Annotated in this window: 16 protein-coding genes; 12 read left to right on the top strand and 4 right to left on the bottom strand. The window is 65.8% G+C overall.

What is annotated here, in order from left to right:
• Positions 1-57: 57 nt before the first annotated feature.
• The 10 genes from eccCa (at position 58) to CSQ99_RS00745 (ending at position 10,844) form a co-directional block, all read left to right on the top strand.
• Positions 58-3,756 carry a type VII secretion protein EccCa gene (gene eccCa / locus CSQ99_RS00790; protein ID WP_099037129.1) on the top strand — a complete coding sequence of 1,233 codons (3,699 nt, stop codon included), beginning with the start codon at positions 58-60 and terminating at the stop codon, positions 3,754-3,756.
• Positions 3,753-4,937: a type VII secretion-associated protein gene (locus tag CSQ99_RS00785; protein WP_099037128.1), complete on the top strand. Its 1,185-nt coding sequence runs from the start codon at positions 3,753-3,755 to the stop codon at positions 4,935-4,937. The genes eccCa and CSQ99_RS00785 overlap by 4 nt, the downstream gene beginning before the upstream one ends.
• A gap of 67 nt (positions 4,938-5,004) precedes the next feature.
• Positions 5,005-5,328 (top strand): WXG100 family type VII secretion target, encoded by a 324-nt coding sequence (locus CSQ99_RS00780; RefSeq protein WP_099037127.1) that lies wholly within the window; start codon positions 5,005-5,007, stop codon positions 5,326-5,328.
• Positions 5,329-5,338: 10 nt separating this feature from the next.
• Positions 5,339-5,635, top strand: coding sequence for a WXG100 family type VII secretion target (locus CSQ99_RS00775; RefSeq protein WP_099037126.1), 297 nt, complete (start codon positions 5,339-5,341; stop codon positions 5,633-5,635).
• 276 nt (positions 5,636-5,911) lie between these two features.
• Positions 5,912-6,355 (top strand): 50S ribosomal protein L13, encoded by a 444-nt coding sequence (gene rplM, locus CSQ99_RS00770; protein ID WP_099037125.1) that lies wholly within the window; start codon positions 5,912-5,914, stop codon positions 6,353-6,355.
• Positions 6,356-6,456: 101 nt separating this feature from the next.
• Complete coding sequence (gene rpsI / locus CSQ99_RS00765) at positions 6,457-6,924, top strand: 30S ribosomal protein S9 (RefSeq protein ID WP_425437751.1); 468 nt, start codon at positions 6,457-6,459, stop codon at positions 6,922-6,924.
• 284 nt (positions 6,925-7,208) lie between these two features.
• Positions 7,209-7,652: a hypothetical protein gene (locus CSQ99_RS00760; RefSeq protein ID WP_245908595.1), complete on the top strand. Its 444-nt coding sequence runs from the start codon at positions 7,209-7,211 to the stop codon at positions 7,650-7,652.
• A 142-nt stretch (positions 7,653-7,794) separates the two neighbouring features.
• Positions 7,795-9,132, top strand: a complete 1,338-nt coding sequence (glmM, locus tag CSQ99_RS00755) for a phosphoglucosamine mutase (protein ID WP_099037123.1) — start codon at positions 7,795-7,797, stop codon at positions 9,130-9,132.
• 44 nt (positions 9,133-9,176) lie between these two features.
• Entirely contained in the window at positions 9,177-9,482 is a 306-nt protein-coding gene (locus CSQ99_RS00750; RefSeq protein WP_099037122.1) for a type VII secretion target, read from the top strand.
• A 3-nt stretch (positions 9,483-9,485) separates the two neighbouring features.
• On the top strand, positions 9,486-10,844 hold the full coding sequence (locus CSQ99_RS00745) for a hypothetical protein (RefSeq protein WP_245908594.1): 1,359 nt from the start codon (positions 9,486-9,488) through the stop codon (positions 10,842-10,844).
• Positions 10,845-10,900: 56 nt separating this feature from the next.
• Here CSQ99_RS00745 and CSQ99_RS00740 read toward each other — a convergent pair whose 3' ends face one another.
• The 3 genes from CSQ99_RS00740 to CSQ99_RS00730 form a co-directional block, all read right to left on the bottom strand.
• Positions 10,901-12,175 carry a DEAD/DEAH box helicase gene (locus CSQ99_RS00740; RefSeq protein WP_099037121.1) on the bottom strand — a complete coding sequence of 425 codons (1,275 nt, stop codon included), beginning with the start codon at positions 12,173-12,175 and terminating at the stop codon, positions 10,901-10,903.
• 181 nt (positions 12,176-12,356) lie between these two features.
• On the bottom strand, positions 12,357-13,397 hold the full coding sequence (locus CSQ99_RS00735; protein WP_099037336.1) for an LLM class F420-dependent oxidoreductase: 1,041 nt from the start codon (positions 13,395-13,397) through the stop codon (positions 12,357-12,359).
• A 64-nt stretch (positions 13,398-13,461) separates the two neighbouring features.
• The gene (locus CSQ99_RS00730; protein ID WP_099037120.1) at positions 13,462-14,307 is read right to left on the bottom strand and encodes a dienelactone hydrolase family protein; all 846 of its coding nucleotides are present in this window, start codon (positions 14,305-14,307) and stop codon (positions 13,462-13,464) included.
• A gap of 55 nt (positions 14,308-14,362) precedes the next feature.
• Between CSQ99_RS00730 and glmS the strand changes: the two genes are divergently transcribed.
• Both glmS and CSQ99_RS00720 read left to right on the top strand, forming a co-directional pair.
• Positions 14,363-16,231: a glutamine--fructose-6-phosphate transaminase (isomerizing) gene (gene glmS, locus CSQ99_RS00725; protein WP_099037119.1), complete on the top strand. Its 1,869-nt coding sequence runs from the start codon at positions 14,363-14,365 to the stop codon at positions 16,229-16,231.
• On the top strand, positions 16,231-17,115 hold the full coding sequence (locus tag CSQ99_RS00720; RefSeq protein WP_099037118.1) for an alpha/beta fold hydrolase: 885 nt from the start codon (positions 16,231-16,233) through the stop codon (positions 17,113-17,115). The genes glmS and CSQ99_RS00720 overlap by 1 nt, the downstream gene beginning before the upstream one ends.
• A gap of 13 nt (positions 17,116-17,128) precedes the next feature.
• Here CSQ99_RS00720 and thpD read toward each other — a convergent pair whose 3' ends face one another.
• Entirely contained in the window at positions 17,129-18,028 is a 900-nt protein-coding gene (gene thpD / locus CSQ99_RS00715) for an ectoine hydroxylase (RefSeq protein ID WP_176560826.1), read from the bottom strand.

The raw sequence follows: 18,028 nt of genomic DNA, 5'->3' as shown, positions 1-18,028 counted from the left end.
GGCTGGGGATGAATTTCGGATGGAACCAGATCGGCGACAGCGACGTCCATAATTTCGATGGATTTCGTTCGTGTGCCACGAGTGCCGGTGCCGCCGGTGGCACACGTCCCCGTTGTCGTCGATGCGCCACCACAGATTCCGGCGGCCACGCCGGCGAACCTGCTCGCCCGACTGCTGCCAGTGGCGATGCTCGCTGCCGCCATCGGAATGATGGCGGTGTACTTCACGTCCGGCGCGCAGACGACGCGCAACCCGATGTATCTGTTCTTTCCCGTGATGATGCTGACGTCGGTGATCGGGACGCTCGTCTACAGCGCCCGCGGCACCAACCGCACCGCCGAGATCAACAGGGATCGGCAGAAATATCTCAACTACCTCGACACGCTCGACCGGGCGGCCACAAGCACTGCCGACGGTCAACGGCACTCACTGCAGTGGTGTCACCCCGAACCGCGAGCGCTGTGGACCCTGGCAGGTAGCCGACGGATGTGGGAGCGAAGACCAGAAGATCCGGACTATTGCCTTCTCCGGGTGGGCATCGGTGACCAACCGCTGTCGACGGCATTGATCGAACCGGATCTGAGCACCGTCGACGAGCCAGACCCGGTGACTGTCAGTGCAATGCGGAGTTTGATTCGCAGTCGGTCGACCCTCGTCGATACGCCAATAACGTTGGCTCTGCTGCACTTCTCGGTGATCACCGTCGACGGTGACGCGCAGGCCGCGAGGGCGCTGCTTCGATCGCTGATCTGTCAACTTGCCATCCTGCATGGTCCTGACCACATCGTGATCGGCGCTGTCGCCGGTGCCGAGTCGAGCAATGAGTGGGATTGGCTGAAATGGCTGCCACACCATCGGCACGTTCTGCCCGAGGGCGGTGTCGAACAGCGGCACGTCGTGATGGTCCTGGACGGCGGCGATTCGTCGGCGCTCGAAAGTGGGCTCGACGAGGGCAATTCCACCACCGTTATCGAGGTTGGAATGTCGCTGGTGCCGGCCGCTTCCCCAAGGCGACTGCACCTATACGTCGACGCTGGAATCGTAGCCGTGCGCGCTCAGGATGGCGATGAGGTGACCGCGCGTCCCGATCTGATTTCGATCACCCAGGCGTCGGCGTGCGCTCGGCGTCTCACGCAATACCGATCCGCGGTGGACGGGCGTGCGGAGGCGCACGGCTGGTTCGACATGATGGGGATCGACAGAGACCGTCTCGATCCCGAGAAGTATTGGAAAGCAGCCGCTGACGGGCATATCAGGGCGGTGCCCATAGGGGTCGCGGAGGACGGGACTCGCGTACACCTCGATATCAACGAGGCCGCGCGGAACGGGATGGGACCGCATGGCTTGTGCGTGGGCGCCACCGGCTCTGGAAAATCCGAACTGCTGCGCACGCTGGCCCTCGGGATGATCACGTCCCATCCTCCGGATGTCCTCAACCTGATTCTGGTCGACTTCAAAGGGGGCGCGACTTTCCTCGGGCTGGAGCGGGCATCCCATGTCGGCGCCGTCATCACGAATCTGGCCGGCGAAGCGCACCTCGTCAGCAGGATGAACGATGCGCTCGCCGGTGAGATGAACAGACGCCAGGAGCTACTTCGGACGGCGGGGGGATTGGCGAACCTCGCTGAATATCGGCGGGCACGTTCGCGAGGTGCCGGACTACCACCGTTGCCGGCGTTGTTCATCCTGGTGGACGAGTTCTCCGAACTGCTCAGCCAGCATCCCGACTTCGCCGAACTGTTCGTCGCGATCGGACGGTTGGGCCGATCGCTGGGCATGCACCTCTTGCTCGCCAGCCAGCGACTGGACGAAGGCCGGTTGCGGGGACTGGAAACCCATCTGTCGTACCGGATCTGCCTGAAGACCTTCTCCGCCGGTGAGTCTCGGGCGGTCCTCGGTGTTCCCGACGCCTATCATTTGCCGACCGCACCCGGGGTGGCCTATCTCAAGTCTGCTTCGGGTGACCTCGTGCGGTTTCAGACCGCATTCGTGTCCGGCCCCGACGACGAGCGGCGCGACACGTCCGTGTCGTCGGCACCGGCGATCCCGCGGGTGTTCACCAGGGTGCAGTCACGATTCAGCGAGCCGGTCGAGACCAAGCAGTTCCAACAGCCTGCTCGCACCGTGCTGGACGGGATGCTGGATCGCCTTGCGGGTCAGGGCCGGCCGGCACATCAGGTGTGGTTGCCACCACTGACCCAGTCGCCGACCCTCGATGCGTTGATGCCGGGGCGGGGCCAGCGCAGGCTGACGGTGCCGATCGGTGTGATGGACAATCCATACCAGCAGCGCCGCGATCCGCTCGTCGTCGAATTGGACGGCCCAGCAGGAAATGTCGCGATCGTCGGCGCGCCGCGGTCTGGGAAGTCGACAGCGTTGTGCACGATGCTGCTGGCACTGGCCCGACACCATGATCCGGCGGATGTGGGGTTCTACTGCCTCGACTTCGGGGGCGGAGCGTTGTCGTCCATGCGGCGACTGCCGCATGTTGGCTCGATGGCCGGGCGTTCAGATGTCGACCTGTGCCGCCGCACCGTTGCGGCGGTGGCCTCGATGTTGCAGCGGCGGGAGTCGTCGTCGCGAAGAGGCGACGATCCCTTCAGTGACGTGTTTCTGGTGATCGATGGCTGGGCGACGCTGCGCCAGGAGTTCGACTACCTCGAGGGCCCGATCACCGCGATTGCCGCCCAGGGCCTTTCGTTCGGCATTCATGTCGTCATTGCGGCATCGCGCTGGGCTGAAGTGCGGCCCGCATTGAAGGATCAGATCGCGACGCGCATCGAGCTTCGGCTCGGTGACCCTTCTGAATCCGAGATGGACCGCAAGCGCGCGCGTGACCTGTCGGCCCGACCGGCGGGACGCGGCATCGCGGCGAACCGCCTGGAGTTCGCGATTGCAATACCTCGGTTCGACGGCGAGACGACCACGAGAGGGCTCGCCGAAGCAATCGCCGTCGAGTGTGAACGCCTGCGTGACCGGTGGGCGCCGAACTCTGCACCGGTGGTCCAGTTGCTGCCGAGACAGATCCCGTGTGGCGATCTCGCGGTTCATGATCGGCAGCCCGGCTCACACGTTCTGATCGGCATCGGTGAGAACGAATTGAAGCCCGTACACGTCGATTTCGCAGAGCAGTCGCACCTGATCGTGCTCGGCGAAACCGGGTGTGGGAAGACGGCGATGTTACGGCTGCTGTGTCGACAACTGATTCGCACCAACACCGCCGACGAGGCTCAGCTCGAGATCGTCGATTATCGCCGGACCCTGCTCGGCGTCGTCGAGTCCGAACACCTCGGCGGTTACGCGATGTCACCATCATCTCTGACATCACGACTGCCGGCGATAGTCGGAAGGCTGGAAGCGCGGATGCCCGGCGAGAACGTCACCCAGCAGCAGCTACGCACGCGGTCTTGGTGGTCGGGGCCCGACATCTACCTCATCGTCGACGACTACGACCTGGTGGCAGGGGCGACCGGCAATCCGCTCGCTCCGCTCACCGACTTCCTGCCGCATGCCGCGGATCTCGGGCTGCACGTCGTCGTCGCCCGCCGGTCCGGTGGCGCGGCACGTGCGATGTTCGATCCGGTTCTCGCACGGATGCGCGAACTCGGCGCGATGGGGTTGATGATGAGCGCGAGCCCGGAGGAAGGTGTGCTACTCGGGACGGTCCGACCATCAGCGCTTCCGCCAGGGCGGGGAACGTTGATCACTCGACGTGCGGATCAGCTCATCCAGGTGGCCTGGACCGATCCACCGTGAGCGAGGTCGTCATCGAGGTCGGACCCGGGACCATTCGCGGAGTCAACGATGTCCGGCCGGAATGGGTTTCAGTCGCGCTCGACTGCATCGACGACGAGATCGCGTTGATCGACGACCGTCCGGTGTCCGTACGCGATGTGTGGGATGACGTGATGAGCGCTGCCGCGGGTGGTGGCGTCGGCACCGTGGTCCTCGTCTGCCCCGTGTGGTGGTCGTCAGCCAGGATCGACACGGCACAGCGGGCCGCACGCACCGTGGCGAATGGCGTTGTCCTGCTGGAACGAACAGCGATGCTGCGGGAGGGCATCTCGGCTGAGACCACCATCGTGGAGATCGCCACAGATGTCGTGATCGTGACCGTCTTCGGCAAGATCGTCGCCGTCGTACCGCGGCAGGGCGAGCCGGTAGCGGACGCCGAGGCGGTGGCGGCGGCCGTCGGTGCGCCCGCGGCAGTGTTGGTGGACGCCCCGGAAAGCGTGTTCGGTGCCGGGCTGCTCGGGTCGTCGGTCTGCGATCGTCTGCGTGGCGTCGGAGTGCCGGTCAGGATCGCCGACGACGGATGGATATTGCGCGCCGGCGCGGCGCAACGATCACGCATTCATGCTCAATCCGCAGTCTCCACTGGCGGAGCGGGCTGGCGCCGGCACCGCAAGACGCTTGCGGTTCTGGTCGGCGTGGCGTCGACGGTGGTGCTGTGCGGCGGTGTCGCGGCGGTGCACGACAATAGTTCGGATCGCGTTGGCGATATGCCGATGACGTTGCTGGTCGAAGGCAGGATCGGTCTGATGGTGCCGGCGACCTGGACCGCCCAGCGCATCACATCGGGACCGGGATCGGCTCGGGTGCAAGTGGTTTCGCCGACTGACGGTGACGTCGCCCTGCATATCACACAGTCCGTCCTCGCCCAGCCCTCCAATCTCGCGAAAACGGCGGACACTCTGCTCGCAGCGTTGGCCCAGTCGGCCGACGGCGCCTTCGTGGATTTCAATCCGTCGGACCGTCGCGCCGACAGAGACGCAGTGACGTATCGCGAGATCCGACCGGAGCGAAACATCGCATGGGCGGTAGTGGTCGACGGGACGGCGCGCATTGCGATCGGCTGCCAGAGCCGGCCGCGCCGTGAACATCTCGTACGGGAAGCCTGCGATCGAGCGATTCGTTCCGCGCACGCTATTTCCTAGAGGGAACCGAATCGGCGGCGAGGACGTCGAACCTTCATAACAACGCGAACGGAACGGAAGGACACCGATGACGACACCGGCAGGTGGCTCACTCAACACCGACTTCGACCTGATGGCGGCCATCGCCGGGAAAACTGATGCCCGAAATGAGGAGATCCGGGCGATGCTCCAGACCTTCATCGGGCGCATGGGTGGCGTGCCGGCGTCCGTCTGGGGCGGGGTGGCCGCGTCCCGTTTCCACGAGGTCGTCGATCGATGGAACTCCGAATCGGTCAAGCTCCACGCGGCGCTGCAGCGGATCGCCGAGACGATCCGCCTTAACCAAGCGACACTTCGCGATGCCGCGGAGACCCATTCGCACCAGATCGGCGCGGTCGCCACCAACCTCTGAGGAGTCCGAAATGGAGAACGTGCTCTCGTACAACTTCGGTGAGATCGAATACACGGTCCGACAGGAGATCCACACCACCTCGGCGCGACTGAACGCTGCGCTGGATGATCTGCGCGCCCAGATCGCGCCACTGCAGGAAATCTGGACGCGCCAGGCCGCCGAGGCATATCGCATCGAGCAGGTCCGATGGGAGCAGGCGGCGAGTGCGCTGAATGACATCCTGGTCAGATTGGGCAACGCCGTCCGCGACGGGTCCGACGAGGTCGCTGCGACGGATCGGATGGCGGCCAACGCCTGGGGCGGATAGCCGATGAAGTCTGTGCGGTCCCGTTTGGAGGGGAGCCATGGGGTTCGCCAGTGAAAGGTTTGGGCCACCGCGGCCGTTGGGAGAGGCGGTCACGGTGGCCCAAACTCGTGTTTTGACCTGCGAGGACGTCCGCGGGTAAGCTGCCTCGTTGGCGTACGGTGCACTAAGTCAGCCGGGGCCTCGGGTCTACGTCGGTCGCCGAGGATTCCCCACCGCAATGCCAGACCGACCCCCGGGTCACTCCGGGATCAACCCGATATATGGAGAGGTAGCGCTGTGTCTACGTACACGCCGAAGGCGGGTGACACCACACGTTCGTGGTACGTCATCGACGCCACCGACGTGGTGCTCGGCCGGCTCGCCGTCGCAGCAGCGAATTTGCTGCGGGGCAAGCACAAGCCGACATTCACGCCGAATGTCGACGGTGGCGATTTCGTCATCGTCATCAATGCAGACAAGGTCGCCATCAGCGGCGACAAACTCACGAAGAAGTTCGCCTACCGCCACTCGGGTTTTCCCGGCGGTCTGCGCGCGCGTGCGCTCGGCGACGAGATGGAGAAGCACGCCGACCGGGTCGTCGAAAAGGCGATTCTCGGCATGATCCCGCACACCAAGCTCGGTCATCAGATCCAGAAGAAGCTGCGGGTCTACGTGGGGCCGGATCATCCTCACATTGCTCAGCAGCCCATTCCGTATGAGATCAAGCAGGTGGCCCAGTGACCGAACCGACTGACACGACCGAAGAAGTGACCGAAGCCCCAGAGGCCACCGAGGCCCCAGAGGCCACCGAGGCCCCGGAAGCCACAGAAGCCACAGAAGCTGTGGCCGAGGCTCCCGTCGAGGAGGCAGCGACCGAGGCGGCCGCGCCTGAAGCGGCTCCTGCTCGCGAGCCAGTCATCATCGACCGTCCGATCCAGACCGTCGGCCGCCGCAAGGAAGCCGTCGTCCGGGTGCGTCTCGTGCCGGGCACCGGCCAGTTCCACCTCGATGGTCGCTCTCTGGAGGCCTACTTCCCGAACAAGGTGCACCAGCAGCTCATCAAGGCTCCGCTGGTGACCGTGGACAGGGTGGACGCCTTCGACATCTACGCCCACCTCGATGGCGGCGGCCCGTCCGGGCAGGCCGGCGCGCTGCGCCTGGCAATCTCCCGCGCGCTGATCCTGGTGCAGCCCGAGGACCGGCCTGCACTGAAGAAGGCCGGCTTCCTGACCCGCGACCCGCGGGCCATCGAGCGTAAGAAGTACGGTCTCAAGAAGGCCCGTAAGGCGCCGCAGTACAGCAAGCGCTGATCGATTCCTCGATGGCCGCCGGGTACGCGATTTCGCGTACCCGGCGGTCTCGCGTTGGCCCCACTACCGGCCGGTAATTCCCGACATTCACGACGGTTTGCATTCAACGCCGACCAGCTCACAATTCCCCGCTTTCTCGTTTGGGGCCGGTCCCGATCGTGAATACAGCCATTTCGGAGGTGGCGGCGCCGCATGTGCGGAGGGGCCGCGACGGCCACCGGTACAAATCCAGTTCACGACGTTGGGTACCGGACTGTCGCCTCCTGACTGAAAAGGAGTAATTGATGAGGAACGTCATGAAGAACGTCGCAGCCGGGACCGTTATCGGCGGGTCGCTGCTGTTCACTGCAGGCCTGGGCATCGCGACCGCGCAGCCCGAGACCGCACCCGACGGCCTGGTCAATGTGAGCCTGGGGAACGCCGGAATCCTCGAGGACGTGAAGGCCGCCGACGCCGCTCAGATCGCTGCTGGTGTCTGTGACCTGGAGGTCGACCAGGTCACCACCATGGCCGAGACCACTGAGGCCGACGGCACTGAGCAGACCGTCTGCACTAACAGCCTCGGTTCGGTCCTGATCCAGCAGAACGCCGCGGTCGAGGGCCTTCCTGGCCAGGCTGAGGTCCTCCCGGGCGCGGTTGAGGGCACGACCCCCGGCCAGTCCGGTGACGAGGTCCCGACCACGGAGCCCGCGACGCCTGCGGGGCCGTCCGCTGAGCAGGGCAGCTAAAACAAGCGACTGAAGCGTTCTTACCGCCCGTATCCATCCGGATGCGGGCGGTGAGTCGCGTTTGAGTACCGATTCGGCGGCGGCACGGGCCCCGAAGCCGACAGTTGGCTCTTTGGGCGCCACTTATGAGAAGTTTGTCGGCATGGGTCGACTGTTCGGCACCGACGGGGTGCGCGGCGTCGCCAACCAGGATCTCACTTCTGAGCTGGCATTGGCGTTGGGTTCCGCGGCGGCTCGGCGCCTTGGCAGCGTAGGTGGACGGGCCCGCCGGGTGGCGGTCGTCGGACGCGACCCGAGGGCAAGCGGCGAGATGCTCGAAGCGGCGGTGATCGCAGGCATCACCAGCGAGGGCGTGGACGCCCTGCGGGTCGGCGTGCTGCCGACCCCGGCCGTGGCCTACCTCGCAGGTGCGTACGACGCCGATTTCGGCGTGATGATCAGCGCGTCGCACAATCCGATGCCGGACAACGGCATCAAGATCTTCGGCCCTGGTGGTCACAAGCTCGACGATGCGGCAGAGGACCGGATCGAGGAGCTGGTCCACCAAGGACCCGGCCAACGGCCGACCGGTGCAGGCATCGGCCGTGTCGTCGATGCCGAGGACGCGCTGGACCGATACCTCCGACACGTCGGCAAGGCCGTCACGACTCGCCTCGACGGGCTGACCGTCGTCGTCGACTGCGCACACGGCGCCGCTTCGGCGGCCGCGCCTCGCGCCTACCGCGCCGCAGGCGCCAACGTCATCGCCATCAACGCAGAGCCCAACGGGCTGAACATCAACGACGGTTGCGGCTCCACGCACATGGAGCCCTTACGGGCGGCGGTCATCGCGCACGGCGCGGATCTCGGCCTCGCACACGACGGCGACGCCGACCGCTGCCTGGCTGTGGATGCAAGCGGCCAAACCGTCGACGGCGACGCGATCATGGTGATCATGGCGCTGGCGATGCAGGAGGCCGGTGAGCTCGCATCCAACACGTTGGTCGCCACCGTCATGAGCAACCTCGGTCTGCACCTCGCGATGCGCGCGGCGTCCATCGAGGTACGCACCACCGGCGTCGGAGACCGCTACGTGCTCGAGGAACTGCGCGCCGGCGAGTATTCGCTCGGCGGCGAGCAATCCGGACACATCGTCATGCCCGCGTTCGGCACGACGGGTGACGGCATCCTCACGGGCTTGCGCTTGATGTCGCGGATGGCACAGACACAAACGTCTTTGGCCACCCTCGCCGAGCCGATGCAGACGCTGCCGCAGGTGCTGATCAACGTCGAGGTCGCGGACAAGGCCACCGTGGCAGAAGCGCCGTCGGTGCGCACCGCGGTAGCAGAGGCCCAACGTACACTGGGCGACTCGGGCCGAATCCTATTGCGACCCTCGGGAACTGAGCAAGTAGTTCGGGTAATGGTGGAAGCCGCCGACGAGGACACCGCGCGCCAGCTCGCGGTCCGGGTAGCGGAATCGGTCAGCGAACAGCGCTGAATCCGGTGGGAACCGGCGGGACGTCTCCCGCGTCCTAGCTCTACATGGGGGAACGAGACGCCGCACGGGTCGACGTCGCTGCGCTGCTCGGCGTGGCCGGCGAGTATGAATCCGTAGCCGACGCTGTCGACGCCGTTGTCCGCACCCGGCTCGCGGGTCTGCAGTTCGGTGCTGCCAGTGCCGGCCGGCTGCACGTGGGGCGCGGCGAAGCCGTGCGTATCGCGGTCGACGGTATCGCCGACCGACTGCGAGAATGGTCGCGGGCGTCGGCGGAGATCGCGGCGACGTTGCGAAACACCGCGGTTCGGTACGACGAGGCCGACGTCCGCGCCGGCCGACTGGTGGGGTGAGCGGTGGCCGAGATATACGATGCTGCTGCGCGATTGGCCGAAGGACGGCCCGCCGTCGACGCCGTCCAGGATTACGTATGGGCGTGCCATCTGCTCGGCTTCCAAGATCCGGACCTGACCCTGCACGCGTCACAGGTGCGCGACTGGTACGGCAGCGAGGACGGAATCGACCTGCATGCGCTGGACGCCGACTGCGAGGCACTGAGGGCGGCGGCCGCAGCGGCCGAGGGGCTGCTCGCCCGTCAGGATGTCCAGCTTGCTTCGATGTCGGTCGCGTGGCACAGCGCGGGTGCGCAGGCGTCGCGGGATTTCCTGCGCAGGCACGGTGACACTTCGGCCGCTGTGGTGACGGCCGTGCGTGGGGCGGCCGAATCGCTGGCTTCGTTGCGGGATCGGTTGTGGCACAGTGTGGACCGGAAAGCCGCTGCGACTTTGGCGACGGGGGACCGGGGGGCACGGCCGGATTGGCGGGCCGCTGCGCACACGGTCACCACCGGCTCGGGCGATCGTGCCACGGCCAGCGAGCTTGTCGATCAAGAGGTCAGGCCGTTCGTAGACAACGAGATTCGATCCGAGTGGTTGACTGCGATGCGTTCGACGATGGCGGCTGTGATTCAGGCCTACGACACCGCGACAGCTGAACTCAGCCCCGACGCGGCCGTTCAGTTCGGTGTACCCGAAGATTTCGGCCCATCGTGGTTGCCGGCATCGGGCGACGGAGTCGTGACGGCGCCCGCGGGCGTCATCTCGAGTCCCGGTGGACTTGTTGGCGCTGGACCTGGTGGCGCGACGCCTGGCGGAGCGCCCGCTCCTGCTGGTGGATTGCCGGCGTGGTCCGCCCCTGCTGTGGCAGAACAGCTTTCCGCACCGCCGCCATCCCCGCCGCAGCCACCCCCGGCCGACCCGGCAGCGATGGGGCCGCCGACTGTGCCATCTATGGGCGGAGGTATTCCTGATATGGGCAGCGGATTGTCTGGATTCGGAGGGCAACTCGGCGATCTTCTTGGCGGCTTGATGGGGACGTCACAGGATGCGCTATCGGATCTGCCCGAGCCCGACGAGTACGACGAGCCCGACTCACTCGACGACGATGATGACGATGACGGGGAGGAAGAGCCTGAAGCCGATGCCGAAGCGGAAGAGGATCCTGAAGTCGTCGAGGCGGATCTCGCGACCGACGCCGCGGGCGAACCTGTTCCGGAAGAGTCGCCTGCCGAGCCGCTTTCTGCCGCCGTCGAGCCTGTTCCGCCGCCGACACCGGCTCCACCGCCAATAGAACCCGTTACAGAGCCAGTACCTGCTACGGCAACGGGCACGCCGTGTGAGATCGCGGCCGATGAACTGCCCCAGGTGGGTCAGTGACGAGGTAGCGTGCGTGCGATGCAGTTGCGCGTGCCTGAACTGCTGGTTCGCAACTCCTACGCGTTGGTCGGCCGCCTACGGCGTGCGGGACGGCGGCGACGGGCCTGCTCCGGCTTGGTCGGTGCGGGTCGGCTGGGGGCGGCGGCAGGCACGATCGGCTTGCCGAAGGTGCGCTCACCCGGGGCGATCTCGTGCAGCACCGGATGCGACGGGCCGCGAAAGCGCGTGATCGTCGGCTTCACGCCTGCCTTGCGCGTCAGCTGTCGCACGTCGGACACCTGCTCATCGAGCATCAGCGTCACGACGGTGCCGTCGTTTCCGGCGCGCGCCGTCCTGCCGGACCGGTGCAGATACGCCTTGTGCTCGACCGGCGGGTCGGCGTGCACGACAAGAGTGACATCGTCAACGTGGATGCCGCGCGCGGCGATGTCCGTCGCGACCAGTACCCAGGCCGAACCATCGGAGAATGCCGCCAGGTTGCGCGTACGGGCGTTCTGAGACAGGTTGCCGTGCAACTCGACGGCAGGTACTCCGCGTGAATTCAACTGGCGGGCAAGATTCTTGGCGCCGTGCTTGGTGCGGGCGAAGACGATTTTTCGTCCGGGCGAGGCCGCCAGGTCGGCGAGCACGTTGATGCGGGCCGCCTTCTCGACGTGCAGCACGTGATGGTCCATCGCTGCGACCGGCGACTGCTCCGAATCGACGCTGTGGACCACCGGATCGGTCAGGTACCGCTTGACCAGAACATCCACACCACCATCCAAGGTGGCGGAGAACAGCATTCGCTGTCCATTGCGAGGCGTCTTGTCCATCAGTCGCTTCACCGGCGGCAGGAAGCCGAGGTCCGCCATATGGTCAGCCTCGTCGAGCACGGTGATCTCGACAGCAGACAGATCTGCATGACGCGATTTCACATGGTCTTCCAGGCGGCCGGGGCAGGCGATGACGATGTCGACGCCGGCACGCAGCTTGTCGATCTGCGGCTGGTGCCCGACGCCGCCGAATACGACGACGCTCCGCAGGTTCGTCGCGGCGGCCAACGGTGCGAGCGCGGCATCGATCTGAGCGACCAGCTCGCGGGTCGGGGCGAGGATGAGCGCACGCGGACGGCCCGGCGCTCGCTTCGTCTGGCTCGATGTGAGTCTCGTCACCATGGGCAACAAGAACGCATAAGTCTTGCCGGATCCGGTGCGGCCGCGACCCAGTACGTCGCGGCCGGCCAATGAATCGGGCAGCGTCGCGGCCTGGATGGGGAACGGGGTGTCGATGCCGTTGCCGGCAAGGACGTCGACGACCGCCTGGGGCAGGCCGAGGTCGACGAATGTGGGCACGGTTGTGCCATCAGTGATTTGAACAGACAAGGTTAAAGCTCCGAAAGTGTAGTGTGGTCGTCCTGCCCGGCGCGGATTCAGTCCGCGGCGCTCGGTATGACGATCGAGAAACGGCAAAAGGCAGAACAGACGATGCCGCTGATGATCAGTCTACAGGCCCAACCGCATTCGGCTTAATCGGCTACGGAAGCAGCTCGCGCAATTCCTCTACGAATCGCAGTGTTTCGGCCCGGTCACCCGACAGTGGCTGCAGCAGAAGTGTGGTGGTACCGGCTTCCGCGAACGCGGCGAGACGCTCCTTGACGTAACCGCGCGGGCCCACCAGCGATACGGCGCGCACCAACTCGTCGGGGACGGCCGCGATGGCTTCGGTCTTCTTGCCTGCCAGGTACAGGTCCTGGATGTCGTTGGCGACCTCGCCATAGCCGTAGCGCGTCGCCAGGTTGTGATAGAAGTTCTTGCCGCGAGCGCCCATGCCGCCGATGTACAGCGCCAGTTGTGGTTTCGTCCACGCCAGTCGGTCGTCGACGTCATCCCCGATTGCCAGCGGAGCGCTGACCGTGACATCCAGCGGGCCCAGTGCCGGGTCGCGCTTGGCGAACCCTGCGCGCAGGGAGTCGCCCCACACGTCGTCGGCTTTCTCGGGGAGGAAGAACACCGGCTGCCAGCCGTCGGCGATCTCGGCGGTGAGTTCGACGTTCTTCGGGCCCAGTGCGGCGATATTGATCGGAATGCGATCGCGGACAGGGTGATTGATCAAGCGCAGGGGCTTGCCGAGGCCGGTGCCCTTATCGGCCGGCAGGGGAATCTGATAGTGCTTGCCGTCGTAGGTCACCCGTTCGCGGCGCCACACCTGCCTGCAGATGTCGACGACCTCGCGGGTCCGGCCCAGCGGTGCATCGAAGGGCACGCCGTGGAAGCCCTCCATGACCTGTGGGCCGGACGTGCCGATGCCCAACCGGAACCTCCCGTCGGACACATAGTCGAGTCCGGCCGCAGTCATCGCGAGCAGCGTCGGGGTGCGGATGTAGATCGGGACAACCCCGGTGGCCAGTTCCATCCGCGACGTCTTGGCCGCCAGGAACCCGAGCTGGCTGATCGCGTCGTAGGAATAGGCCTCGGCGACGAACGCGACGTCGACGCCGATCTTCTCGAGCTCGACGATTTGGTCGACGGCCTCGAGGAAACCGCCCGCGTAGTTGAGGAAGATTCCGGTCCGCAAGGAAGGCACAGACGGCGCAGTGGACATGGGGAAGTTATACACCCAACCGGTTGGTTGGCCTCGCTCAGGGCTTGAGAAGTGCGACGACCTTGTTCTCGAGAGCCACCGGATCGTCGGCGAACGGGTCCATCGTCGTAGCCTTGGGAAGCGCGACTTCAGGATCGGCGAAGTCGCGGTAGGCCTTGTCGCCGGTGAGCATGTGCAGGAGATATCCGGTCATCAGAGCGCGCACGATCTTCTGCGTGCCGCGATCGGCGCCAGGCAGTCCGACCGCCTTGGCCAGCCGGCGACCTTCGACGAGCCCACCGGCCTTCACGCCGCTCAAGTCGCGCAAGGTTCCGCTCTTCCAGACTCGGGCGAGTTCGACGGCGTTGGAACGCAACGACATCGGATCTCCAGGGTCGGCGAGGATCAGGCCGGGCACCTTCAGCGTCGACGCGGGCTCTTCGGCGCGTGGCTTGGTGACCGTCGGGAACGCCGCCACGACGGCTTTCAATCTGCCTGCCATCCCCGCGGCCGCGAACACGGCTGCAGACCCGCCGAAACCGTGTCCGGCCACGCCGAGCTTGGTGGGATGCACGCTGATCCTGCCCGGCCCCAGCCGCACCCCGGCGATGATGTCGAGCGCCGTGCCCAGGTCGTAGGACAGATTGAGCACCGACGGTGCCAGTCCGGTCTCGGTGGCGGGCGCTGCGGCGACGATGCCCCATGACGCCAGATGCTCGAGCGTTCCGTAGTAGCGGTCGTCACGTGTGAGCCAATCGTGACCAAATGCCACACCCGCGAGATTCATGCCCGACTCCGGGGTGAACACGACGCCGGGCAGGCCGGCAAATGCCAGGTCACCACGTAAAACGCGGTGGGGGCCACGGCGCTTCAACGCATTGAAGAGCTTCGCTGTCCGCGCCACCAGACGACCGTAGCGCAGGTGGTTGTCGGTCGCCCTTGCACTACCCTGAAAGGCTATGTGCGGAATCGTCGGCTACGTCGGGCAGCGTCCTGCCTGCGACGTTGTCGTCGAGGCGCTGCGCCGGATGGAATACCGCGGATACGACTCCTCAGGGGTGGCCCTGCTCGACGGCAACGGCGGCCTGACGGTACGGCGCCGGGCCGGGCGGCTCGCCAACCTCGAGACTGCGCTTGCCGAATCCGAGGCGGGCACCCTTGCGGGCAGCACCGGACTGGGGCATACCCGTTGGGCGACCCACGGCAGGCCGACCGATCGCAACGCCCACCCGCACCGGGACGCCGCCGGGAAGATCGTGGTCGTCCACAACGGCATCATCGAGAACTACTCCGCCATGCGCGCGGAACTGGAAGCCACCGGCGTGGAGTTCGCCAGTGACACCGACACCGAGGTGGCCGTGCATCTGGTGTCCTGGCAGTACCACCACGGACCCACAGCGGGCGACTTCCCAGCTTCTGTGCTGGCCGTGCTGCGCCGACTGGAAGGCCATTTCACGCTGGTCTTCGCCAATGCGGACGATCCGGGCACGATCGTCGCCGCCCGCCGCTCAACGCCGTTGGTGCTCGGTGTCGGCGACGGTGAGATGTTCGTCGGCTCAGATGTCGCAGCGTTCATCGAATACACCCGAGACGCGGTGGAACTCGGTCAGGACCAAGCGGTGATCGTCACTGCCGACGGCTATCGCATCACGGACTTCAACGGAGCCGACGACTCCGCGAATGCCCGCGAATTCCATATCGACTGGGATATCTCGGCCGCCGAAAAGGGCGGTTACGAGTACTTCATGCTCAAGGAGATCGCCGAACAGCCCGCTGCCGTCTCCGACACGCTGCTTGGCCATTTCGCCGACGGCCGCATCGTGCTCGACGAACAGCGCCTTTCCGATCAAGAACTGCGCGAGATCGACAAGGTGTTCATCGTCGCCTGCGGCACGGCGTACCACTCCGGTCTGTTGGCCAAGTACGCGATCGAACACTGGACCCGGCTTCCCGTCGAAGTAGAGCTCGCGAGTGAGTTCCGTTACCGCGACGCGGTTCTGGACCGTCACACGCTTGTCGTCGCCATCTCCCAGTCCGGCGAGACAGCCGACACCCTGGAGGCAGTCCGGCACGCCAAGGAGCAGAAGGCCAAGGTTTTGGCCATCTGCAATACCAACGGCAGTCAGATTCCTCGCGAGTGCGACGCAGTCCTCTACACCCGTGCCGGACCCGAGATCGGCGTGGCGTCGACCAAGACGTTCCTCGCCCAGATCACCGCCAATTACCTTGTCGGGCTGGCCCTTGCGCAGGCACGCGGCACCAAGTACCCCGAAGAGGTGGCCCGCGAGTTCGCCGATCTCGAGGCCATGCCGGATCTGGTTGCGCGGGTACTCGACACCATCGATCCGGTATTCGAGCTGGCACGGCGATTCGCGCAGTCGCAGACCGTGCTGTTCCTCGGCCGCCACGTCGGCTATCCGGTCGCGCTCGAAGGCGCGCTGAAGCTCAAGGAACTGGCGTACATGCACGCAGAGGGCTTCGCCGCCGGCGAGCTCAAGCACGGGCCGATCGCGTTGATCGAGGACGACCTGCCGGTCATCGTCGTCATGCCGTCGCCGAAGAACGCTGCGACACTGCACGCCAAACTGCTGTCGAACATCCGCGAGATACAGGCCCGAGGCGCGATCACCATCGTCATCGCCGAAGAGGGCGACGACACCGTCCGGCCGCACGCCGACCATCTGATCGAGATTCCTGCGGTACCAACGCTCTTCCAGCCGCTCCTGTCGACGATTCCGTTGCAGATCTTCGCCGCGGGCGTCGCGCAGGCGCGCGGTTACGACGTCGACAAGCCGCGCAACCTGGCCAAGTCGGTCACCGTCGAGTAGTGGGCAAGGTCGGGCACTTCCGCAGCGATGCGGCACGTGCGCACTACGTCGGTGTCTACCAGGCCGCCATGGCGGAAATGCCGTCGGTCCGCGAATTGGCCGACGTGAAAACGTCGTTCGGCTCCGTGCGCGTATGCCGGCTCGATGGGCCTTCCACCAGCCCGCCAGTCATGTTGCTGCCGGGTCGCAACGCGTCGACCCCGATGTGGCTGGGCAACATTCCCGCCATACTCGAGCACCGCTCGGTCATCTGCGTGGACTTGCTCGGTGAGGCGGGCATGTCCGTGCAGGACAAGGCGATCACCGGACCCGACGACGAGGCGCAATGGCTGGACGAGACCTTGGCGGGCCTCGGGCTGGCCGAGGTGCACCTGATGGGCGTTTCGATCGGCGGCTGGACCGCGGTCAACTACGCTTCCCGTCGCCCTGGCCGGGCCGCCTCGCTGGTCCTGTTGGATCCGGTGTTCACCTTCGCACCGATCGCCGCGAAGGCAGTGCTTGCGTCGCCGGCCTTGTTCGTGCCCGGCGTTCCCACATCCCTGCGAAGTCGAGTGCTCAGCTGGATCTCAGGCGGCGCGGATGTCGACGGCCCACTTCCTGGGGCGGCATTGATCTCCGCTGGCTCGACTGATTACGTGCTACGCAAGGCGATGCCCAAGATGATTTCTGATGAGCAGCTGCGCTCGCTGGACATCCCGGTCCTCGCCCTGATCGCCGGCCGCAGCGTGATGCACAACTCCGCCAAGGCTGCGGCACGGGCGCGAAACCTGTTGCCGCGCGGGCACGTCGAATTGTGGCCCGACGCGTCGCATGCGATCAACGGCGAGTATCCGGAAGAGATCGCCGAGCTGGCCGCGGCCTTCTGGGAGCAGGCCGACGGCTAGTCCGATTACGGCGTCAGTCGACGTTGGCTGCGGCGCTGCCCAAGGCCCGCACCTGTCGGGAGGCGAGAAACTCCGGTCGCGGTGTGGCCGCCGCGAACGGTTCGGACAGCGGATTCTGCACCGAATTGAAGACCAGGAAGACGTTCGACCGGGGGAACGGCGTGATATTCGATCCAGACCCATGCAGCAGGTTGGCGTCGAACCACAGGGCGGTGCCCGCCGGGCCGGTGAATTGATTGATGCCGTACCGGTCGGCCGCCTTCGTGAGCACCGTCTGATCGGGAACGCCGACTTCCTGCCGGATCAACGACGTGTCGAAGTTGTTGTCCGGCGTGGCACCCACAGATGGAAAAAACGTGCCGTGTGAGCCCGGCATCACCATTAGCGAGCCGTTGTAGGAGAAGTTGTCGGTCAGCGCTATCGAGCACGACACCGCACGGATGGCGGGCATGCCGTCCTCAGCGTGCCAGGTCTCAAAATCGGAATGCCAGTAGAACCCGGTTCCGGTGAAGCCAGGCATGAAATTGATCCGCGCCTGGTGAATGTAGACGTCGCTGCCCAGTAGTTGGCGAGCGACCGGTAGCACGGTGTCGAGTTCGACGACCTGGGCGACGAGGTCGGAGAGCAGGTGCGGTTCGAACACCGAGCGGACGGTGCCGCCCGGCTCACGGATGATTCGCGGATCAGTGTGATCGAGGTCCACGGCCAACCGCTCCAACTCCTGGTGGAGCGGGGGCAGCCAGTCGTCGCCCACGGCGTCGCCCCGTATCAGATAGCCCTGCTCCGCGAAGTTGTTCAGCGCCGCCGCAGTGAGCGGGCCGTGAGCCTCTGTTCCCCACACCGTCGGCTCGATTCGCGGAATCGGCGGGGTCGCGTGATCGAGGCGGGTGGGGTAGTTGTCGACACGGTCCAT

Origin of the sequence: Mycobacterium neglectum, assembly GCF_002591975.1 — a bacterium.
GTDB classification, from domain to species: Bacteria; Actinomycetota; Actinomycetes; order Mycobacteriales; family Mycobacteriaceae; genus Mycobacterium; species Mycobacterium neglectum.
This window is presented reverse-complemented; position numbering and strand designations above follow the sequence as displayed.